The organism is Vibrio sinus (assembly GCF_023634645.1).
GTDB classification, from domain to species: Bacteria; Pseudomonadota; Gammaproteobacteria; order Enterobacterales; family Vibrionaceae; genus Vibrio; species Vibrio sinus.
On sequence record NZ_JAMKMR010000008.1, the window covers coordinates 138768 to 159485 of the forward strand.

A 20718-nucleotide genomic window follows, 5' to 3' on the forward strand; every position below is an offset into this window, starting at 1 on the left:
TGCTTGGCAAATTTTATTGGACAAAAGCAATTACCTCGGCAATCTCACACATTTTAGGCGCATAACGCTGCACAGTTGCAAAAAAGCCCCGCTTTTCGAGCGAGGCCAGATTTATCGACTAGATTGTTTGATTAACTAAAAGTAATCACGGATTAGCACTTCCGCAATTTGCACCGCATTAGTGGCCGCGCCTTTTCTCACGTTATCAGCAACAACCCAGAGATTAACGCCACTATGATGGCTAATGTCATTGCGAATACGACCGACAAGCACATGATCTTTGCCACCAGCATCTCGAACCTGAGTTGGGAAATCTTCACCATAAAAAACTTCAACACCGTCAAAGTTTTCAAGCAACTGTGTCACTTCTTCAGCATCAATCGGACTACGAGTTTCAATATGAACAGACTCAGCATGACCATAAAAAACAGGCACTCGTACACACGTTGGGTTCACCATGATAGAAGCATCATTGAAGATTTTCTGGGTTTCCCAAACCATCTTCATTTCTTCTTTGGTATAGCCGTTGTCCATAAACTTGTCGATTTGAGGAATGCAGTTAAACGCTATTTGTTGCGAAAAAGCTTCTGGCTCAGCAGGTTTACCATTGAGTAGCTTAGCCGTTTGACCCGCTAGCTCATCGATACCTGACTTGCCTGCGCCCGCGACCGATTGATAAGTAGATACGTTGATACGGTCAATGCCCACTGCATCATGAATAGGCTTTAGCGCCACAAGCATTTGGATTGTTGAACAATTCGGGTTAGCAATGATATTTCGGTTACGAAACTCTGCAATCGCTTCTGGGTTTACCTCAGGCACGACCAGAGGAACATCATACTCATAGCGGAAATGTGACGTGTTATCTATGACGACCACACCTTCATCAGCTGCGATAGGTGCCCACTTCTCAGACAAAGCGCCACCCGCAGAAAATAGCGCAATATGCGCTTGAGACCAGTCAAAGTCTTCTACGTTTTGTACTGCGACACTTTTGCCGTTAAAGCGATAGCTCTTACCTTCACTTCGTTCACTCGCAAGCAGAAATAATTCACCGACCGGAAAATCTCTTTCCTGAAGCACTTCGATGAGTGTTTCTCCAACGGCACCTGTTGCACCTAAGATGGCAATATTAAATTGTTGGCTCATTTGTCTACCTCTATTTGGAATCCCAGCTTTTGTAACGGAAGTAAGTTGCATTCTTCATTGCCTTGCAATGTCACCGCACCAAATTCCCTGCGATCCCAGTAATTTTTTCTCATACTATCAAATGCACCCGGCTTATCTATTTCACGCCTAAAAAGTGCATCGTCCTTTCTCACATCGTAAATTAGCTGTGTCAGTTTGTGTAACGTATCTTCATCCCATGCTCTATCCAGTTTCACCTGTGGGACGGGAGCCGTAGGAAGTAAATCGTTCGCGCTAGCACTCAAATCTTTACCAAGAAATTCACAAAAACGATTGAATATAATAGTGGTCCCACGAGCCTTACCTTCTAATCCATAACCTGCAATATGAGGTGTGGCGAAAGCCAACAAAGGCAAGAGCGTCATATCGACTTCTGGCTCGTGCTCAAAAACATCTAACGCTGCTGTAAAACCGTCATGTTTCTCCAATCTCTTTTTCAATGCCAAGTTGTCGACGACTGGACCACGAGCGGCATTGATTAAAATCTGATCGGCACGCAAGCTATTCAATTTCTCTTCATCAATAAGATGATGAGTCGGATGTTCACCGTCTTTAGTCATAGGGACGTGCAAGGTAATGATATCTGATTGCTGCAATAGCGACTCAAGCTCGGTAAATTGTCGTGTATCGCCTGCCTGCTGTTTAGGTGGATCATTGAGCAGTACATTTAGTCCAAGGCCTGTCAAGCAGTCGTATAGATAACTGCCTACTTGCCCTGCGCCAATAATGCCCACCGTCTTATCAAACACAGAAAAGCCCTGTTGTTGGGACAGTACCATCATCACGCTTAGCGCATACTCTGCCACCCCCACTTTGTTACAACCTGGAGCCGCGGTAAAATGTACCCCTTTATCTCTCAGCAATGCTTGGTCAACGTGGTCCATTCCCGCCGTTGCTGTACCGACAAATTTCAACTTATTGGCTTTCTCCAATAGTACTCGATTCACTTTCGTCACAGAGCGAATCATCAAGGCATCAATATCTATTAAATCGTCGCTAGTGAGTGAACGTCCGGGTTTTAGGATAACGTCGCCAAGCTGGCTAAAAAGCTGCTCCGCATAGGGCATATTTTCGTCGACTAGAATTTTCATTTCGGTGCTCAAAGAGTGGGAATAAAGGGATTGTGCTAAAAAGCGCTGGGCCTGTCGAGTAAAAGCTTGCCTATCATAACAACTAAAAATGCCCACCTTCAGAAGAAAGTGGGCATATACTCAGCTAGTTTGGCAAGCTTACAATCGCTTGTATAAACTCAACCGTCCTTAACCTTTATATTTTTTAAGCACTAAGGTGGCGTTGGTCCCACCAAAACCAAAGCTATTTGACATGACAGTTGTCAATTCTTGTTCGCGAGTTTCCGTCACAATATCTAGACCAGCAGCGGCTTCATCTAGATTTTCGACATTAATACTTGGCGCGACAAAGTTATTGTCTAGCATCAAGGCAGTATAAATCGCTTCGTGTACGCCAGCTGCGCCAAGAGCGTGCCCCGTCATCGCTTTAGTTGCTGAAATTGCAGGGCTGTTGTCGCCAAAGACTTCCTGAATCGCACCTAACTCTTTTACGTCACCTACTGGTGTTGATGTGCCATGAGTATTCACATAATCAACACCGTCAACATCTTGCATCGCCATCTTCATGCAGCGAACGGCACCTTCACCAGAAGGTGCTACCATATCGTAACCGTCAGACGTCGCACCATAACCTACTATTTCGCCATAGATTTTGGCACCACGCGCCAAGGCGTGTTCCAGCTCTTCGACCACAACCATGCCGCCACCGCCAGAGATAACAAAACCATCACGATCTGCATCATAAGTACGTGAGGCTTTGTCTGGCGTGTCGTTGTATTTGGTTGATAGTGCACCCATCGCATCAAACATCATGGACATCGTCCAATCTAGCTCTTCCGCGCCACCGGCAAACACTACGTCTTGCTTGCCAAGTTGAATCAGCTCCATGGCGTGGCCGATACAGTGCGCGGATGTTGCACAGGCAGAACTCATTGAGTAGTTCACGCCGCGAATTTTAAATGGTGTCGCTAGACATGCGGAAACCGTAGACGCCATCGTACGTGTCACCATGTATGGACCGACACGCTTAACACCTTTTTCTCTTAGGATATCAACCGCATTGACTTGGTTGATTGATGATGCACCGCCAGAGCCTGCAACCAGGCCAGTACGATCATTGGAAACTTGCTCTTCAGTTAGGCCTGAATCAGCGATAGCCTGTTCCATCGACAAATATGCAAACGCCGCCGCATCACCCATAAAACGCATTTTTTTGCGATCGATATGGTCAGCAGGATTCATTTTTAGGTCACCCCAAACTTGAGAGCGTAAACCATTTTCTTTAAACTGCTCTGAAGCGTTAATGCCTGATTTACCTGCTTTTAGAGACGCTAAAACCTCTTCGACGTTGTTACCGATACTCGACACTATACCCATACCGGTGATTACGACACGTTTCATGTGACAATCCTATTATTCTAAATTCTGCTAAATGATAACGAAGAAGACCAACTCAAGTGGTCAGCTTTCCTATTAACTCGTATACTACCGATGCTCAGCACAGAATGCTATCCTGAACCTTATCGCCTTGAGTTATCTTTTTAGTAGAGGCCTACTCATTTCACCGAAACTCGCACCTTCAGGTCGTTTGGGTATACAATCACACCTTATATCGCCTCTATCGACAAAACACAATTCATAATGACGTCTATTCATAATGCCAAACTAGATTGGAATGATTCTGGGACACCGGTCTCAGATGAGTTCGATGATGTTTACTTTTCTAATGTAAACGGTTTAGAAGAAACTCGATACGTCTTCTTGCAACAAAATCGCCTACCAGAGCGTTGGTCTCAAGGTAACCTACGTCGGTTTGTGATTGGCGAGACGGGTTTTGGAACCGGGCTAAACTTTCTTGCCGCTTGGCAAGCGTTTGATGCATTTCGTAACACAAACCCTTCAGCTCAAACTCAAGAGCTGCACTTTATCAGCTTTGAGAAATTCCCACTGAGTCAAGAGGACTTGAAAAAAGCGCATGAAATGTGGCCAGAGCTTAGTTCGTATGCGAAAAAGCTGCATGATTGCTACCCACTGGCCATTCCAGAATGTCATCGTCTTATTTTTGACGACGGCGCGGTAACACTGGATCTGTGGTTTGGTGATATTAAAGATTGCATGCCAATGGTACCAACATTAGAAAACGGCGTTGTTGATGCGTGGTTTTTAGATGGATTCGCGCCAAGTAAGAACCCTGAAATGTGGAATCAAGCCTTATTTAATAATATGGCCAGACTGGCCAAACCGAATGGCACCTGTGCAACCTTCACCGCCGCTGGCTTTGTTCGCCGCGGCCTGATAGATGCGGGCTTTTCTATGAAAAAAGTCAAAGGGTTTGGTACCAAACGAGAAATGATAGCAGGCGAAATTAACCAACCTTCGCAAACTCGAACCATTCGCCCACAATTTCATCGCGCCAAAGTCGACAATGTAAAAGACGTTGCCATTATAGGAGGTGGCATTGCCAGTGCTACCTTAGCCAAAGCGCTCAGTCGAAGAGGAATACATGTCACTCTTTATTGTTCGGATTCAGAGCCCGCTTTGGGTGCCTCTGGCAACAAACAAGGTGCTATTTATCCGTTATTAAATGAGTCTCACACAGGCGTAGCTCGGGTGTTCGCGCCTGGTATGTTATTCGCAAAACAGTTTGTTAATCAATGTGCACACCAGTTGCCATTTGATTATGACTGGTGTGGTGTGACTCAATTGATGTGGGATGAGAAAAGCAGACAAAAACTCAGCAAAGTTGCTGACTGTCAATTACCTGAAGCCTTTGTCCGCAAGCTATCGGCCGAAGAGACCAACTCAGCAGTGGGTTTACCTGTTAATATGGAAAGCCTTCACTTTCCCCAGGGCGGATGGCTATGTCCGGCCGAATTTACGCGTAATCTTATCCATTCTCTCACTGAAAGTGGTTGTCTTTCTGTGCATTGGAACACCCATATAGAGACATTGAACTGGCATAGTGACCAACAATCTTGGTCACTCGAAGCGGATGGAAAGCATTTCCAACATCAGGCGGTGGTGATTGCCAATGGACATCAATTTGACACCTTTGAGCAAACACGATTTCTGCCACTTGGCAAAGTCAAAGGCCAAGTGAGTCATATTCCATCCACAAAGACTCTATCGCAACTAAAATCTGTGTTGTGCTACGACGGTTATATGACGCCACGCAACCCTACATCGAATCAACATTGCATCGGTGCTAGCTACGACAGAACCCATATCGATCAACTATTTGACCCTCAAGCTCAACTGGACAACGCCGATAAACTGATGGCTTGTTTGCCTGATCAAAGCTGGCCAAAAGAAGTGGATATTTCTGATAATGAATCGAGGCAAGGAATACGCTGCGTGAGCCGTGATCATTTGCCTTTCGTCGGCAATGTGGGTGATTTCGAACATATCGTCAAATATTTTGAGGCGGATGGCGAAGCGTCGAAGTCAGGTGCAACTCTGCCACAATATACCAATCTGTTTTGCCTACTAGGACTTGGCTCAAGAGGGCTTAGCTCTTCACCACTCATGGCAGAAGTGCTTGCCTCACAAATCTGCGGTAACCCACTGCCACTTCCAGCAGACGTATTAGAAAGCATTCACCCAAGTAAAATGTGGATACGAAAACTAATGAAGGGCAAACCCATTCGAAAGTCTTTAAGTCATTGAAAATAACAACGCCAGCGATTGCGCTGGCGTTGAAATAGTTAAGTTTTAGCGAATCAATCTAATTCTAAGCAATCAAGTTAGTCGCTTGTTTCACTTTCTCACGGATTTCTTCGTTAGTGATTTCGCCTTGCTCAAAGTCGTAGTTGTCATAAAAACTAGGAACAGAAACAGACGCTTTCACCTGTGCACCAAAATAAGGTGCGGACTGAGCCGCTGCTGACAACACAGATTGTGCTCCGCCTGGACCTGGAGATGTCGCTAGAAAGATAGCTGGCTTATCATTGAAAACATTTCTTTCGATTCTGGTCGCCCAGTCGAACAGGTTCTTGTAAGCGGCTGGGTGGTGACCATTATGCTCTGCATGCGAGATGACAAACACATCTGCAGATGATAAATCATCTAAAAAGCTTTTAGCACCTTCAGCTTGACCGATCTCTTTTTCTAAGTCTTCACTGAACATAGGAACGTTATACTTGTTCAAATCAAGAACAGTAACTTCAGCTCCTTCGATTAAGTTAGCTGCATAACTAGCTAAAGTTTTGTTGATAGATGTTGAACTGGTACTGGTTCCAAATGCGACGACTTTCATGATGTTACTCCTACACACTGATTATTTGCTTGTTAGAATAGCAAAATCATAACACGCGACAATCAAAGAAATTCCACAATCATGTTCAATAATTTCGAACAATTAGCTTTCAGCGAGCTAAACTTGACTTGCCAGTTCCTGCCAAAGATCATGTACGATTTGCTGATCGGCAGGCGTAAGCTCGCTTCGGGCACCTTCTAAGCTTTGCACGATACGGAGTTTTAGCTCATCCAAATCCCCGATGCCTTCTTCTTCACAGGTAGCAGCCGACAGCGAAATATGCCCTCTTAGGTAGCCCCCAGCAAATAACTCATCGTCTGAGGCACTGTCTATTCTTGCATCAATTAAATCTAATAATTTTTCTTCGAACTCAATGATCATGTGGACTCTTATTCACTTACTTTAAAATTGTTGATGGTCAGATTCGGGACTGAGTAAAACTGCCTCAAGGCATCAGACAGCATCTGAACTCTTGTCGGTAAACCCGCTTTAAGTATCTTTAAAACTTCCTGATGTACTTTATGCATAAAAGACACTCGGTCAGGCTCAAATTCGCCATGTAAATTATCGCAACTGACGTTAAATTGAAATCCAGCACTTTGGGATAATATCCATTCATAGGCCTGAGGACGAATTTCAACCTGTTCAAACTGTCGCTGTTTTGCTTCATCTCGCCCATCTGGCTCATACCAATAACCAAAGTCTTCTAATAGCCTTCTTTGCGGTCCAGCGACACACCAGTGTGATATTTCATGGAGAGCCGATGCATAAAACCCACGTGCAAACACGATTCGATGATAAGGCGTTGCTTCATCGGCCGGTAAATAAACGGGCTCTTCGCCACCGAGCTCCAGCTTGGTATTGTATTGGCCAAAAAACGTATCGTTAAAAAGCGCGATGAGGTCTTGATATTGGTGAATCATAGTCGTGTCAGTTACCTTTTCCGGCAAGTATTCTCTCTTTTTTCTCCCATTAGGTAAACCTATATGCTCAAGCCTCAGCGAGATACCGCTATTGATTAGCTATTCTTATGCGAAATTGGCCTTTTCCCTTATAAAATATCATTCGTCAAATACACCATTAGCGAATACACTCTCGCTTCATTTTTTATACCTTATTACCTCCAGGTAAACCTTTCACTGTGGGGAAGCCAATATGCTTTTGAGTATTTTATATATTATTGGAATTACGGCAGAAGCCATGACTGGTGCTTTAAATGCAGGCCAGAAAAAAATGGATTGGTTTGGCGTTATGTTAGTAGCCAGTGTCACTGCGATTGGTGGAGGCACAGCTCGTGACATCCTCTTAGGACACTTTCCTGTGTCATGGGTTGCGCACCCGGAATATCTCGCTATCACCTGTGTGGCAGGTATTACCACGACTGTGCTGGCAAAGTGGGTCATCAAAATGAAAGGGCTATTTCTTAGGCTTGATGCGTTAGGCTTGGTGGTATTTAGTATTATCGGAACCAAAGTCGCCATGACCACGGGCCATCCAGTGCTCATTTGTTTGGTATCAGCGGTGGTCACTGGTGTATTCGGTGGCTTACTAAGAGACTTAATTTGCAGACGCACTCCTTTGATTTTGCATAAGGAATTGTACGCTTCGGTGGCTTTTTTATCCTCTGGGCTCTATATGGGCTTACTGGCTTTAAATGTTGCAGATGTCTACGCCACGATAGTAACACTGGTTATTGGCTACACCGTTAGAATGTCTGCGCTTAATTTTCACTGGCGCCTACCCACTTTCCACCTCGATGTGGAAGAATCCCTACATTAAAAACAAGCCCTTGACGCATATCAAGGGCTTGTACTCATTTCAACGGTTTTCTGTACCAATCAAATTTTTGGCGTCTCGGTTACAACACCATGGTTTTGTCCACGATGACGCAATAGATGATCCAATAGCACAATGGCTAACATGGCTTCTGCAATAGGTACGGCTCGAATCCCAACACATGGGTCATGACGCCCTTTGGTCACTACCTGAGTCGGCTCACCCGTTTTATCAATCGTTTCACCAGGTACGGTGATACTGGATGTTGGTTTCAATGCAAGATTAGCAACGATATCTTGCCCAGTTGAAATGCCGCCTAAAATGCCGCCAGCGTGATTACTCGCAAAGCCAGAAGGCGTGAGTGGATCGCGGTGGTCACTGCCTTTTTGTGAAACCACATCAAACCCGTCTCCGATTTCAACCCCTTTTACCGCGTTGATGCTCATCAGTGCATGAGCAATATCAGCATCCAATCGGTCGAAAATAGGCTCACCTAAACCAACAGGCACATTAGTTGCGACCACTTGCAGCTTGGCACCAATCGAATCGCCTTGTTTTTTAAGATCGCGAATCAATTGATCAAGATCGTCGACTTTATCCACATCGGGGCAGAAGAATGCGTTATTTTCGATCTCTTGCCAGTCTACTTTCTCAATAGATACATCGCCCATTTGCGACAAATACGCACGGATTTCAACATCGAATTCTTGCTTAAGATATTTCTTAGCAATCGCGCCCGCTGCTACTCGCATTGCGGTTTCACGCGCCGAAGATCGACCACCGCCACGATAGTCCCTTACGCCGTATTTTTGGTGATAAGTATAATCAGCATGGCCTGGACGAAACTTATCTTTGATTTCAGAGTAATCTTTCGAGCGTTGATCCGTATTTTCAATCAAAAGGCCAATCGAAGTACCCGTTGTAACCCCTTCAAATACCCCAGATAAAATTTTCACTTCATCTGGCTCACGGCGTTGAGTGGTGTATCTTGAGGTGCCAGGTCGGCGACGATCGAGGTCTTTTTGCAGATCTGCTTCGGTAATACTCAGTCCTGGAGGACAGCCATCTACAATACATCCAAGTGCGATTCCGTGGCTCTCACCAAATGTCGTCACTCGAAAATGTTGTCCGATACTATTTCCTGCCATTATGTCCTCTGTTACATATTCTCCTGAATTAAGTGAATTCAGAGTGTCTGTTTTCTATTCTTCGTGCCCACATAGTGGCGTTATTAACATTTGATGTAAAGCGTTTATGCACAAGTCAGGCAAAGGTGGGGGAGAAAGGCTTCGTTCGCCAGTACGAAAAACGCCAAGTCATCGATAACTTGGCGTTCATTATTAGGATGTTGACCTTTTGAAAGTTTTGTTACGATCAGTCTTTGTAAAGTGAGAACTCTTCTGCGTGCTCTAGAAGCTGATCACGAGTTAGCATGAAGACGCCGTGTCCACCATTTTCAAACTCTAACCAAGTAAATGGGATATGTGGATATTGCTCCATCATATGAACCATAGAATTACCCACCTCACAAATTAAAATGCCTTTGTCTGTGAGGTAGTTCGGCGCATTAGCAAGCATTCGACGAACAATTTTCAATCCATCAGTGCCTGCGGCAAGGCCAAGTTCTGGCTCATGAGTGAACTCGTCAGGCAAGCTGTTCATGTCCTCTTCATCCACATATGGTGGATTCGACACAATCAAGTTGTATTTTTCTACTGGTAGATCACGGAACAAGTCAGAACGAATTGGGAACACTTGCTGTTCCATACCATGGTCTTGAATATTTTGCTCGGCCACTTGCAACGCATCAGCAGAAATATCGATAGCATCCACTTCCGCATTCTGGAAAGCGTGCGCACAAGCGATGGCAATGCATCCGCTGCCCGTACACATATCCATGATACGAACAGGCTCTTCAACAAGCCAAGGTTGAAATTGTGCTTCAATCAACTCGCCAATAGGAGAGCGTGGCACCAATACTCGCTCATCAACAAAAAATTCTAAGCCACAAAACCACGCTTTGTTCGTCAGATAAGCCGTAGGCGTGCGATCGTTAATGCGCTCGATGACACGCTCGACAATGCGCAGCCGTTCACTGCTGGTTAAGCGTGAATTCATGACATGCGTTGGCACGTCAATGGGTAAGTACAATGTGGGCAAAATTAACTGAATGGCTTCGTCCCAAGCGTTATCTGTACCGTGTCCATAAAATAAATTCGCCGCATTAAAACGACTTACCGTCCAACGAACCATATCCTGAAGCGTGTGTAATTCCGATACCGCTTCTTCTATAAAAATCTTATCCAAATTTTCCTCCCAAAAGCGCTACAATACTGTTAATTCGATCTCTTATTAATTTTATCCTTATGAGCCAAAACGACAACGATAACGACGACTTCGACTTGTTTAGAGACGCAGTAAAGGGCGTAAAAAAGTTGCGTCAGGATACCATAATCCAGCAACCAAAAAAAAATGTTAAACAAAATCAGGCAATCAAATCGGCGAGAGAAGCCAGTGATAGCGAGTTTTATTTCTCCGACGAGTTTGTTCCCTTACTCAATGAAGAGGGGCCAACACGATATGCCAGAGATGATGTTTCCCACTACGAAGTCAAGCGCTTACGCCGCGGAGTATATGTACCGGATGTATTTTTAGACATGCACGGCATGACACAAAAAGAAGCCAAAAAAGAGCTAGGGGCGATGATCGCTTATTGCGTGAAAAATGATGTGCATTGCGCATGCGTCCAACATGGTATAGGTAAACATATTCTTAAACAAAAAGCACCATTGTGGCTCGCCCAACACCCAGACGTGATGGCATTTCACCAAGCGCCGCTAGAGTTTGGAGGAGATGGCGCGTTGCTGGTTTTGCTGTCAATCCCTGAAAAATAGTCCGCTCACTTAGCGCCCGAATTTGCCTGAATAACGGGCGCGTTTTAGCAAAAACTTTATATTTTCTTTATATCTTCACCTCAGGAATTTACTCCTACTTTACATTCTCCTTGTTACCCTACCTGCCGATAATCATGTTATGAGGTAATGTGCCGACCATTAAGTTAAGGCACAGATTTGGCATACAATGCAAAAGAAAAAGCAATCTTTACTGGTGTTAACCTACCTATGTATTGGGGTTGTGTATGGCGATATTGGAACCAGTCCTTTATATGCCTTTAAAGCTATGTTTGATGGAGAGCACTCGCTGGCCATTACTCACACCAACATTCTCGGCACCTTATCCTTAGTTTTTTGGACGTTCATCATTACTGTCTCAATCAAGTATTTATCCTTGGTGACGCGAGCCTCGAGTAATGGCGAAGGCGGAATATTGACTCTTGCCTCCTTAGCGCATCGTGTGGCGCCAAATACGCTAAAAAAAGCCGTACTATATTTAGGAATGCTGTCTGCTGGCTTTTTCTTTGGTGAAGCCATAATCACGCCCGCCATGTCTGTGTTATCCGCGGTGGAAGGGATTGATGTCGTCAATCCAAGCTTGCACTCGTTTATCATTCCGATTTCTATCACCATTATTGTTGCCTTGTTTGCAATTCAAAAATATGGTTCTGGCAAAATTGGGCAATTTTTCGCACCCGTCATGCTAACGTGGTTTGTATGCATTGGTCTTAGTGGGCTGGCGTCCATTTACCATAGTCCTTTCGTATTGCATGCCCTCAATCCAATCTTTGCGCTGCGGTTTATTTTGGCTCATGGTATTGCTTCCCTCTTTACCCTTGGTGTGGTTGTGTTAGCAGTAACCGGTGTCGAAGCGCTTTACGCCGATATGGGACATTTTGGTATTACCCCTATTCGGCTGGCATGGTTCTTCCTAGTTCTTCCCTGCCTTGTTCTCAATTATTTTGGACAAGGTGCACTGGTGCTAAACGATCACGCTGCTATCAGCAATTCGTTTTTCTTGCTGGTGCCATCTGACTTACGACTACCCTTAGTGCTTTTGGCCACCTTTGCTACGGTCATTGCCTCACAAGCGGTTATTTCTGGGATTTTCTCATTGACGCGCCAAGCCATTAACTTAGGCTTCTTGCCACCGGTACGCATCTTTCACACCTCCGCGAAAGAGCAAGGGCAGATTTACGTGCCAATCGCCAACTTTCTTTTGCTTGCGTTGGTGATCATGGTTGTGGCTGCATTCGGCAGCTCAGCTCGACTGGCCGCCGCTTATGGTATTGCCGTAACTTCCGTGATTCTTATTTCATCGCTACTCTTGATGGTGGTTGCCTTATACCACTGGCGCTGGTCAAGCGTTCAGGTTATTTGTTACGCGAGCATTGTGGTGACTTACGACGCTCTCATGTTTACATCGACCTCACTCAAATTCACCGATGGGGGTTGGCTACCACTGACCATAGGTACGATAGTATTCATGTTAATGGTCAACTGGTACCAAGAGAAACAACGCTTAAGCTTGCTCAGCAAACACCCGTTAGCGGTGGATGCCATGGTTAAAGGGTTAGAGAAGAAACGATGGACAAGAGCATCTGGGACCGCCGTCTATCTAGCACGTAATGAGCATCAAGCGCCTTCGTCTCTGATCAACAATTTAAAATACAACGAAACATTACATGATCGGAATATTTTGCTGACCTTTAAATACTCAGATGCGCCATACGTTCATCCGCTGAAACGCGTAGAGTTCAAACAGCTTTCCGAAACATTCTGGCAAATGATCGCTCATGTGGGCTATAAAGAGTCACTCGATATTGAGCAAATCTTCGATGCATGTTGCACAAAAGAGTTGTGCCTTTGCCCTGCTGACACGGTATTTTTCATGTCCGCCGAGCGCATTAAAGTTAAGCCTAAAAACCTGTGGCATGATTTAAAGGCTAGAGTATTTATTCTGCTTAGTCGCAACGCTTTACGTACCTCAGAACGTTTGTCTGTTCCTCAAGATAAATTGATTGAGATTGGCGTACATCACGAAATCTAGTCCAATGATTCTGACACTCGACCAACACAAGCGTTCAGTATCGCTGATAGGATTTGCGACAAATAGGCAGTATCAATAAGTCATGAATACGTTACTCTTGGGTTGGACCGAGTCCAGTAAACTTCTTTGTCTGTTAGCCTTGTACACCACGGTTATCTACATCGGCGTTGGGTTTAACGCGGTGATAGTTGAAACGGATACAGCGCTACTCGTTATGCTACTCAATATTGTGGGGGGCTTTTGGCTCAAAGAAAGAAATGCCTACATTCTTGCAGTGGCAAGTATTGTGGCCTTTTATTTCTTCGTCTTGCCAGAGCACAACTCATTTGAGTTTAAGGACTACCAACACCTCATTACCTTTATTGTGATGGCGTTTAATGGTCTAGCTGCGGTGCGGATAACCCAATCTCAGCAAGCTGAACTAAAAAAGAACCGTAGGCTAAGAGGAGAACTGAAGAATCACTATAGTCTGGCTTCTGTGCTTGCTTCCAAAAATGAAAGCCTAGAGATCGCCCAAGCAGCGATACAGCATTTAGCCAATCACTACCAAATCAAAGCTCAAGTCTGGCTGGCGCAACCCGAGCTATATTGCTTGAATTACCACCCAGAGGTTTGGTTAGAACAGTACCAAACAGAGGTCAACAACTTTATTGCTGAAAATGGCCTAGCGGCAAAGAAAATCAGCGATACTTTAGAGCTGCACCCTTTGGCGAGACATACTGATCTTCTTGGTGTATTGGTGGTAGAGTCAGCTAACCTTGACGCTTTCAACCCAATCCTTAGCTCATTGATTAGTTTATCTTTAGCTCGCTCAGAGGCAAACCGTGCACTCACTCAAGCGATTGAGACCAACCAAGTAGAAAAGATGAGAAACACCTTGCTGGCTGCGGTATCTCACGACTTAAAAACGCCCCTAGGCTCTATCATCGGCTCAGCGACTACCCTTAATGACCCGCAAATCCAGCTACCGGATAAGATGCGTCGAGAATTGTTGTCATCGATTGCTGAGGAAGGTTACAACCTCAACCGAAGTTTAACCAAACTGTTGGATATTAGCCGCTTTAGCATCAAAACACTGACGCCTAAAAGGGAGTGGGTGGAGCCAGAAGAAATGATTGGCAGTGCTCTAAAGCGCATCGAACGACTGTTACAACATCATTCGGTAGAGCTATCTGGAGATCCCATGTTGGTCTCTATGGATTACTCATTAATGGAGCAGGTGGTCACCAACCTCATTGAAAATGCGGCTAAATATAGCTCAAAAGATACCGCTATTGATGTTCAGACAAGCTATAGAAACAATCACTTTATTCTCCAAGTGTCTGATAGGGGATGCGGAGTTGCTCAAGATGAAAAACAGCGTATTTTTGAACGCTTTTACCGCTCTGACCATCATAATATTAAAGGAACAGGACTTGGCTTGGCCATCTGTAAGCTTATCATTAGTGCCCATAGCGGGATCATCTTTGTGACGGACAGGCAAGGTGGCGGCTCAACTTTTACCGTCGAAATTCCATGTAAAAAGTATTACTTAAAAGATATTTATGAATAGTGACATCAAAGTACTAATTATCGAAGATGAACCGCCAATTCGGCGTTTTTTAGAAATTTTAGCGACCGGACATGGCCATCAAGTGAAAAGCGTCACCAATGCTAGTGATGGCATCAAAGCGATAACCCGTTGGTGTCCTAACTTGATTCTACTCGACCTTGGGCTGCCTGATATCGATGGCTTAGATTTAACGCGTGAATTAAGAACGTGGACGGACACGCCTATTATCGTCATTTCAGCACGTGATAAAGAAGCCGATAAAGTGTTAGCACTTGATGCTGGTGCCAATGATTACCTGACAAAGCCTTTTGGCAGCGAAGAGCTTCTCGCTCGCATGAGAGTCGCACTCAGAATAACCAGCCAGCAACAACATACCGAGGCCAGCAGCTATCGATTTGGCGATGTGATAGTCGATTTAGCCATGCAAACCGTCACTCGTCAGGGAAAAAGCATCAAACTGACCCCAAAGGAATACAAAATACTGGCTCTGCTGTCGAAAAATATGGGCAAGGTACTGACACACAAACAAATCCTGAAAGAAGTATGGGGTGCGAATTACACCGAACACGCCCATTATGTCCGCATTCATATCGCCCAACTCAGGCACAAAATTGAGTACACTCCTGCTCAGCCAGAACATTTAATTACCGAAAATGGCGTTGGATATCGTTTAATAAGCTAGAACATCAATAGGGCTATCAAAAGTCTGCCTAGTGCCGCCCACCTTTACTTTGATGCCAGATTGAAAAATCAGGGCTTGTTATAACGGTAAAAACGACGATAACAGTGCTAGCGCTAATCGCTCCCATCAATGGCGGGACATCAAAAAACAAGCTGGCAATTAAAATGATCGCAGCAGCATACGCCAAGATAAGTAAGCCCGCTTTTAGCCCTTTTGATACCTCATAGTTGAACGTCGATTTTGAAGTACTTTGCTTTTTTTGCCAGAGGGGCAAAAACTGAATACATAACAACGTCACCGATGGATAAACAAGAATATACGCTAAATTATCTATCACCATCGGTAAGGAGTCTGGGTTGAGGCTTTTCATCACGATATCGATAATAAAAAACCCGACAAGCACTAGGCACCCTGCCCTTACTTTGGCTTTAAGCTCATAACCTTCCATTTTCATATCAACCACCAACTGAAACGCTTCTTACTAACTATTTGTATTTTTTATTTGTAATGTTGTCATGGCCCGAGCCGCAAAGACGACTCAGGCCTTTCTTACTTCTCAGGGTGCCGAAATTAAACACCCAAGCCTTATTTAGAAATTAACTCATTATCATTTAGCTCTAAACCTATGCAACATATTAGAAAATGAATGTCATTGCATTTCAACCAAATTCGTATATTGGCGGCGTATTGTGTAGGTTCACTCGGGTGCTAGCTGACCGCTCATGACCAAGCCATCTGATGAAGCCAAAAGTAAACGGGCTCTCATTAGGTATACGAGTCAGTGATGAAACTTATTGATTTTATCAAATCAATCCATAGGCTAGTGGTTATTTGAAAGTATTAACTACTAAAGGGGATTTATGTTTACTGGAATCGTTTCTTCTATTGCCGTGATAAAAAGTGTGCGAGAGTCTGGTGGGATTAAAACGTTCGAAATCTGCTTTGAAGAAGGCTTCACTGAACATTTAGAGATCGGTGCCAGTGTAGCTGTCGATGGTGTGTGCCTAACCGTCACAGAAATACTCTCAGCCAGACTAGTAAAATTCGATGTGATGCTACAGAGCTTAATAATTACAACGCTGAACGAGCTGACCGTTGGCAAAAAAGTGAATGTGGAAAGGGCGGCAAAAGATGGTGCCGAGATTGGCGGACATCCGCTATCAGGTCATATTGATTTCAGTACAAAAATAAGTGCTATCAGCCAGCATGAGAGCAACTACTGCATACGCTTTGAATTGCCTCACATGTGGAAAAGTTACGTCTTTGCGAAAGGCTATATTGCGATCAATGGTGCAAGCTTGACCGTTTCAGACGTCAGCAAAAGTGAGGGCTGGTTTGAAGTGTGGTTAATTCCAGAAACCAGACGAGCCACAACGTTCGAACTCAAATCCATTGAAGACAAAGTCAATATCGAGATCGAACGAGGCACTCAGGTGGTGGTAGACACCGTCAGAGACACAATAAAAGAAACACTTGGCCCTTTAATGCCTTTGTTTGAACAGTTTCTCATTGAAAATGGAACAGACGTCGATTCAATAGCACACAATACGACGAAATCGTTATCTAAAACTCTGTAATATTTAGCGGCAGATAAGGAGAATAAGGCGTCATAACTTCGTCTGTGTCAGAGCTAAAACGGCCATTACTAGTTTTGAAGTTCCTGAAGCTTATCGATGCTGGCTTGATAAGCTTCGTCGTAATCAAAGAAAAACTGGATGATACCCTGACCGCTCGTTCTTTGTTTTGCCGCATATCGTTGAACTCTGTTACTGTGAAGGATGGCTAATAAGGCACAATTATTGTCTGCCATCCAATTAATCATTTCGTTTGTTGACTCAGTGGCGTCATCGGGACTCATGTCCCAGCCTCTACCATCAACAAATGCAACCCAAGGCTTGGTATTTCCTCCTTTCGAAGAGCCAACCAAAGATTTTACCTCTTCCAGCCAAGCTAGGTTCCCTTCTATATTGAAGGCTCCATCCACTTTGGATTGTAACAGCCGATCTTCAAAACTCATTGTCCAATTGCCGTGAATATTACGGTTAGCCATTTCACTCTTTCACCCGCACAATGTGTATTCTTGTTCAATTGTAGTAAAGCACAAATCGTTTTGGGTAGGCTTAATGATTTGTTAGCAATAGTATTTCAAATGCCCGACAAACCTTGACTAAGAGAGAAGTTATGACAAAGAAAGTACTCAAGATACACATTGAAAATCCAGCGCAATGCACACATTTTCGTACTCTTTTTCAAGAGTACAACTCTAAACTCAGCGATGCTGCAATAGAGTTAATGGTCGAACAACTACTTGCTTTACCCTATTTCCACGGCTTTGTTTGTTATTCAGATAACAGACCAGCCGGGTTCGCTATCTGCTATGAATCATTTTCTACCTATACCGGAAAGAAAGTACTCAATATCCACGACTTCATGATCACTCTGCATTGTCGCAATCAGAAATTGGGCCAATATCTCTTAGAACATATCGAGAACTTTTGCCGTGAACATGATTATGGAAAAATCACTTTAGAAGTAAACGAAAAGAATACCGCGGCCCAAAATCTATATCATTCCTGTGGTTTCAGTGATCTGTCCACGAAGAATGAAAATATCCTGCACTGGGAAAAACAGCTTATTATTAAAAATAATTAGTACCGATAGCTCTCCAGGATAGGAGTATTTTCTTGTTTTAGAGCACGGCGACTAGCATCAACTTAGACATGCACGACAAATGGTTGGCTCTATGTTTGCGATGTATGTCCTTTTAATTTCTTTTAAGTGGGTTCATATACTGGAAAATGTAGGAATATATTCAAAAAAACAAGGAATAGCTTATATTTCAATTACTTAAAATTAGAAGAAATTGGCCATTATTAATCAACTGATCAATAATATTTACTTCAGTTAAACAATAATTCAACGTCATAAATTCACTAATCTTAGGTTACCTATGTATGAAGTTCACCTATTATAAGAATGATGATTTCACTATTGAAACATTAGCCACAATGTGTGGTAGGTTTCATGGAAATGTAGAAATTAGAGCAAAACATATGGCCAACTCAAGTTGGTTCACTAGTCATAGAGAAGATGAATTTTTATTCTACAGTAAAACGCGAATTACAGATACTTCAGCCACTACCCTGCACTCTAAATACCATTTACGACAGAGCAAATATGATCTAGCTACCCAGCTTGTGTACGAAGGAATATCAAAGTTAATCCCTAAAGAGCATTCAGACCTACGGCACAAACTAGAACAGTTATTCTTTTACCAAATAAATAGAGAAAGCCGCAATATCGTTAACAACTACGGCGTATTACGCGGAGAACATCTACATCAAGCACTCAAATGGGTAAAAGATTCAACTGCACGAACTGAGCAAGATGCGAGACTGAGATCTGATCATAAGTTTAACTGCAACGTGAAATGGAAATATCGGTTCAATGCCGAGTTGTATACGGTGCCAGCGGTAAGAGTATACAACAATAATGTATTTCGGAATGGTCAAAACTTTCAGTTGGGTAGTCACCCACTTGCCGTCTTTGGCAACAAAATACGTTGGAACATGCAAGTATTCGACATCAAGGATTACAAAGGACGAGATATCTTAATCCCAGACATAACGATGTATAATTGGCTTGAGCAAAGACGAATCACCAGTATTACCATAAGGCCACATGGTGAACATGAAAGGATGGTCGTGTTCGGTACTAAACACGACAACTATAGGATATACCCCGAAAAGTACGGCTTTCAATCAAGAAAAGCAATTGAAAAAGAAGCGTCATGGTTACAAAAGAAAGAAAAATATAACCAACGTCGAGTAATGCTGCATCCTGAAAGAGAAGATTTTATGGGCAAGATCATCAGTGACAATGGCATTAGTGTGTGGGGAAAAAGAAGTGGTAGTGTACGCAAGCAAGCACGTTTAGAAGATATTCACGAAACGTCAGGCCTCAGAGTCAAGCATGCTCCAGCAGTGTTAATGAAGAACCAATATATCAAGAATCATGATGACTTTATCTACGCCTACTTGTCTGGCAGCAAAGGCCGAAAAGCAACATACAATGACCCTGTCAATCGACCAAACCCTGATCACGTAACCGATCATGAAATCTATCGTGCTTTTAGCGGAAAACACCGGTGTACGGTACTAAATAAAATGGTCTTTGCCGACGATAATTTAGTTATTCGGGCACCAGATCGTAAGGACAGGCACTGGTATAACCACAATCAGATTAAAAGATGGTATCACCGTAAACTCGGAACCAAACCACAAGATTTTGAGTACTAAAATAGTGGCTTCACCTACTCAGACACACACCACAAATGGTTTGATTTAGCCCAAGTGGCTACAATAAGTTGGGGCAAAGTCAGTTTGCCCCAACATAGAGGTGTTCTCGCTTAAAGCCGCTGTCCCTTTCATTTTAATTTCATGAATCACACATTTATGTAGATCATAGGCTAAAGATGTGTGTAGACAGCATTATAGTTGGATACTATTTTTCTATGCCACTTCTCATTATTCAGTTGTTTAGATGCGCGCTTAACAGCCCTTTCCGCTTCTTCGCTAGGGTCACTAAATTGAATTCCCAAGAGTAACGATTCTTCAAATGGTGCCGCTGACAGGATACCGTCTTGAAGCAACCTTTCTTGTACTTTAATCATTACTGCACTAAAAAAGTCGTATGTAAACTGAGAAAGTTCCTCAACGGTAAATTCATCTAAATCTACTTCTTCGATTTCTTCTTCTCCATCTTCTGGTTCATTATCAATTAGATAATGTATTTTTTCCACATACTCACCAGATTTTCCAAATAGATTATAGTGTTTGTTGATGTAGTCCCACTCACAAGCATTCACTTCAGAAAACCACAGAGGTGGAGCGTATTTCTCTTTTCCATGTCTATCTAAGTACTCACGAGTACAGGCCGCAGCTCCAATATCTTCGCAACCAGAGGAGCAATAAAAAGTATACGAAAAAACGGTATATTCCTTTAAATCAATTTTTAATTTTTCTACATGCAACAAGCATTCTTGATATAAGACATCAGCCAATTTAGATTGCATGTCGTTTATTTTCATTCTTCTTCGACCTTTTCCTGACAGATTTTTGCCTATTCTTTTGATACACCAGTGATCTCTTTTCTATCGCCTTTAACTTTGTTCAGTTTCTAAAGTAGCCTGAACTCTAACTCGAGCACACCCCATCAACACGCGCTAGTGACTGTAATCATTCATCAGCGC

At 43.5% G+C, this 20718-nt stretch carries 20 protein-coding genes; 9 read left to right on the forward strand and 11 right to left on the reverse strand.

Annotated features, from left to right (window positions below; genetic code table 11):
- Positions 1-135 precede the first annotated feature (135 nt).
- The 3 genes from M9194_RS10510 to fabB all read right to left on the reverse strand — a co-directional run bounded on the left by M9194_RS10510 (position 136) and on the right by fabB (position 3659).
- Complete coding sequence (locus M9194_RS10510; protein ID WP_250612596.1) at positions 136-1149, reverse strand: aspartate-semialdehyde dehydrogenase; 1014 nt, start codon at positions 1147-1149, stop codon at positions 136-138.
- Positions 1146-2279 carry a 4-phosphoerythronate dehydrogenase gene (locus tag M9194_RS10515; protein WP_250612597.1) on the reverse strand — a complete coding sequence of 378 codons (1134 nt, stop codon included), beginning with the start codon at positions 2277-2279 and terminating at the stop codon, positions 1146-1148. Before M9194_RS10515 ends, M9194_RS10510 begins: the two co-directional genes overlap by 4 nt.
- A 168-nt stretch (positions 2280-2447) precedes the next feature.
- Positions 2448-3659 carry a beta-ketoacyl-ACP synthase I gene (gene fabB, locus M9194_RS10520; protein ID WP_250612598.1) on the reverse strand — a complete coding sequence of 404 codons (1212 nt, stop codon included), beginning with the start codon at positions 3657-3659 and terminating at the stop codon, positions 2448-2450.
- 240 nt (positions 3660-3899) lie between these two features.
- On the opposite strand from fabB, the gene mnmC reads away from it, so the two are divergent.
- Positions 3900-5924: a bifunctional tRNA (5-methylaminomethyl-2-thiouridine)(34)-methyltransferase MnmC2/FAD-dependent 5-carboxymethylaminomethyl-2-thiouridine(34) oxidoreductase MnmC1 gene (gene mnmC, locus M9194_RS10525; RefSeq protein WP_250612599.1), complete on the forward strand. Its 2025-nt coding sequence runs from the start codon at positions 3900-3902 to the stop codon at positions 5922-5924.
- A gap of 64 nt (positions 5925-5988) precedes the next feature.
- On the opposite strand, the gene M9194_RS10530 is transcribed toward mnmC, so the two are convergent.
- The 3 genes from M9194_RS10530 to M9194_RS10540 form a co-directional block, all read right to left on the reverse strand.
- Positions 5989-6513, reverse strand: coding sequence for an NADPH-dependent FMN reductase (locus M9194_RS10530; RefSeq protein ID WP_250612600.1), 525 nt, complete (start codon positions 6511-6513; stop codon positions 5989-5991).
- Positions 6514-6630: 117 nt separating this feature from the next.
- Positions 6631-6894, reverse strand: a complete 264-nt coding sequence (locus M9194_RS10535) for a YfcL family protein (RefSeq protein WP_250612601.1) — start codon at positions 6892-6894, stop codon at positions 6631-6633.
- An 8-nt stretch (positions 6895-6902) separates the two neighbouring features.
- Positions 6903-7436: an elongation factor P hydroxylase gene (locus M9194_RS10540; protein ID WP_250612656.1), complete on the reverse strand. Its 534-nt coding sequence runs from the start codon at positions 7434-7436 to the stop codon at positions 6903-6905.
- Between the two features lie 232 nt (positions 7437-7668).
- Between M9194_RS10540 and M9194_RS10545 the strand changes: the two genes are divergently transcribed.
- The gene (locus M9194_RS10545) at positions 7669-8292 is read left to right on the forward strand and encodes a trimeric intracellular cation channel family protein (RefSeq protein WP_250612602.1); all 624 of its coding nucleotides are present in this window, start codon (positions 7669-7671) and stop codon (positions 8290-8292) included.
- A gap of 59 nt (positions 8293-8351) precedes the next feature.
- Here the strand turns inward: M9194_RS10545 and aroC are convergent, their stop codons facing one another.
- Together aroC and prmB are read right to left on the reverse strand one after the other, a co-directional pair.
- Positions 8352-9437 carry a chorismate synthase gene (aroC, locus tag M9194_RS10550; protein WP_250612603.1) on the reverse strand — a complete coding sequence of 362 codons (1086 nt, stop codon included), beginning with the start codon at positions 9435-9437 and terminating at the stop codon, positions 8352-8354.
- Positions 9438-9663: 226 nt separating this feature from the next.
- A complete protein-coding gene (gene prmB, locus M9194_RS10555; RefSeq protein ID WP_250612604.1) occupies positions 9664-10596 on the reverse strand; it encodes a 50S ribosomal protein L3 N(5)-glutamine methyltransferase in 933 nt (310 codons plus the stop codon).
- A gap of 59 nt (positions 10597-10655) precedes the next feature.
- On the opposite strand from prmB, the gene smrB reads away from it, so the two are divergent.
- From smrB to M9194_RS10575, 4 genes are all read left to right on the forward strand, one after another.
- Positions 10656-11183: an endonuclease SmrB gene (gene smrB, locus M9194_RS10560; protein ID WP_250612605.1), complete on the forward strand. Its 528-nt coding sequence runs from the start codon at positions 10656-10658 to the stop codon at positions 11181-11183.
- Positions 11184-11370: 187 nt separating this feature from the next.
- On the forward strand, positions 11371-13233 hold the full coding sequence (locus M9194_RS10565) for a potassium transporter Kup (RefSeq protein WP_250612606.1): 1863 nt from the start codon (positions 11371-11373) through the stop codon (positions 13231-13233).
- Between the two features lie 82 nt (positions 13234-13315).
- Positions 13316-14785: a sensor histidine kinase gene (locus tag M9194_RS10570; protein ID WP_250612607.1), complete on the forward strand. Its 1470-nt coding sequence runs from the start codon at positions 13316-13318 to the stop codon at positions 14783-14785.
- The gene (locus tag M9194_RS10575; protein WP_250612608.1) at positions 14778-15467 is read left to right on the forward strand and encodes a response regulator; all 690 of its coding nucleotides are present in this window, start codon (positions 14778-14780) and stop codon (positions 15465-15467) included. Before M9194_RS10570 ends, M9194_RS10575 begins: the two co-directional genes overlap by 8 nt.
- 28 nt (positions 15468-15495) lie before the next feature.
- On the opposite strand, the gene M9194_RS10580 is transcribed toward M9194_RS10575, so the two are convergent.
- Positions 15496-15921, reverse strand: a complete 426-nt coding sequence (locus M9194_RS10580; protein WP_250612609.1) for a hypothetical protein — start codon at positions 15919-15921, stop codon at positions 15496-15498.
- Between the two features lie 406 nt (positions 15922-16327).
- On the opposite strand from M9194_RS10580, the gene M9194_RS10585 reads away from it, so the two are divergent.
- Positions 16328-17044: a riboflavin synthase subunit alpha gene (locus M9194_RS10585; RefSeq protein WP_250612610.1), complete on the forward strand. Its 717-nt coding sequence runs from the start codon at positions 16328-16330 to the stop codon at positions 17042-17044.
- 68 nt (positions 17045-17112) lie between these two features.
- Here M9194_RS10585 and M9194_RS10590 read toward each other — a convergent pair whose 3' ends face one another.
- Positions 17113-17517, reverse strand: coding sequence for a hypothetical protein (locus M9194_RS10590; protein WP_250612611.1), 405 nt, complete (start codon positions 17515-17517; stop codon positions 17113-17115).
- A gap of 131 nt (positions 17518-17648) precedes the next feature.
- Between M9194_RS10590 and M9194_RS10595 the strand changes: the two genes are divergently transcribed.
- Positions 17649-18119, forward strand: coding sequence for a GNAT family N-acetyltransferase (locus M9194_RS10595; RefSeq protein WP_250612612.1), 471 nt, complete (start codon positions 17649-17651; stop codon positions 18117-18119).
- Positions 18120-18421: 302 nt separating this feature from the next.
- Entirely contained in the window at positions 18422-19765 is a 1344-nt protein-coding gene (locus M9194_RS10600; protein ID WP_250612613.1) for a hypothetical protein, read from the forward strand.
- A gap of 170 nt (positions 19766-19935) precedes the next feature.
- Here the strand turns inward: M9194_RS10600 and M9194_RS10605 are convergent, their stop codons facing one another.
- Positions 19936-20556 carry a DUF4303 domain-containing protein gene (locus M9194_RS10605; protein ID WP_250612614.1) on the reverse strand — a complete coding sequence of 207 codons (621 nt, stop codon included), beginning with the start codon at positions 20554-20556 and terminating at the stop codon, positions 19936-19938.
- Positions 20557-20718 lie beyond the last annotated feature (162 nt).

Excerpts from the sequence above, each read along its gene's own strand:
- M9194_RS10510 (WP_250612596.1), bottom strand. The coding sequence starts at position 1,149 with ATGAGCCAACAATTTAATATTGCCATCTTAGGTGCAACAGGTGCCGTT.
- M9194_RS10515 (WP_250612597.1), bottom strand. The coding sequence starts at position 2,279 with ATGAAAATTCTAGTCGACGAAAATATGCCCTATGCGGAGCAGCTTTTT.
- fabB (WP_250612598.1), bottom strand. The coding sequence starts at position 3,659 with ATGAAACGTGTCGTAATCACCGGTATGGGTATAGTGTCGAGTATCGGT.
- mnmC (WP_250612599.1), top strand. The coding sequence starts at position 3,900 with ATGACGTCTATTCATAATGCCAAACTAGATTGGAATGATTCTGGGACA.
- M9194_RS10530 (WP_250612600.1), bottom strand. The coding sequence starts at position 6,513 with ATGAAAGTCGTCGCATTTGGAACCAGTACCAGTTCAACATCTATCAAC.
- M9194_RS10535 (WP_250612601.1), bottom strand. The coding sequence starts at position 6,894 with ATGATCATTGAGTTCGAAGAAAAATTATTAGATTTAATTGATGCAAGA.
- M9194_RS10540 (WP_250612656.1), bottom strand. The coding sequence starts at position 7,436 with ATGATTCACCAATATCAAGACCTCATCGCGCTTTTTAACGATACGTTT.
- M9194_RS10545 (WP_250612602.1), top strand. The coding sequence starts at position 7,669 with ATGCTTTTGAGTATTTTATATATTATTGGAATTACGGCAGAAGCCATG.
- aroC (WP_250612603.1), bottom strand. The coding sequence starts at position 9,437 with ATGGCAGGAAATAGTATCGGACAACATTTTCGAGTGACGACATTTGGT.
- smrB (WP_250612605.1), top strand. The coding sequence starts at position 10,656 with ATGAGCCAAAACGACAACGATAACGACGACTTCGACTTGTTTAGAGAC.
- M9194_RS10565 (WP_250612606.1), top strand. The coding sequence starts at position 11,371 with ATGCAAAAGAAAAAGCAATCTTTACTGGTGTTAACCTACCTATGTATT.
- M9194_RS10570 (WP_250612607.1), top strand. The coding sequence starts at position 13,316 with ATGAATACGTTACTCTTGGGTTGGACCGAGTCCAGTAAACTTCTTTGT.
- M9194_RS10575 (WP_250612608.1), top strand. The coding sequence starts at position 14,778 with ATGAATAGTGACATCAAAGTACTAATTATCGAAGATGAACCGCCAATT.
- M9194_RS10580 (WP_250612609.1), bottom strand. The coding sequence starts at position 15,921 with ATGAAAATGGAAGGTTATGAGCTTAAAGCCAAAGTAAGGGCAGGGTGC.
- M9194_RS10585 (WP_250612610.1), top strand. The coding sequence starts at position 16,328 with ATGTTTACTGGAATCGTTTCTTCTATTGCCGTGATAAAAAGTGTGCGA.
- M9194_RS10590 (WP_250612611.1), bottom strand. The coding sequence starts at position 17,517 with ATGGCTAACCGTAATATTCACGGCAATTGGACAATGAGTTTTGAAGAT.
- M9194_RS10595 (WP_250612612.1), top strand. The coding sequence starts at position 17,649 with ATGACAAAGAAAGTACTCAAGATACACATTGAAAATCCAGCGCAATGC.
- M9194_RS10600 (WP_250612613.1), top strand. The coding sequence starts at position 18,422 with ATGAAGTTCACCTATTATAAGAATGATGATTTCACTATTGAAACATTA.
- M9194_RS10605 (WP_250612614.1), bottom strand. The coding sequence starts at position 20,556 with ATGAAAATAAACGACATGCAATCTAAATTGGCTGATGTCTTATATCAA.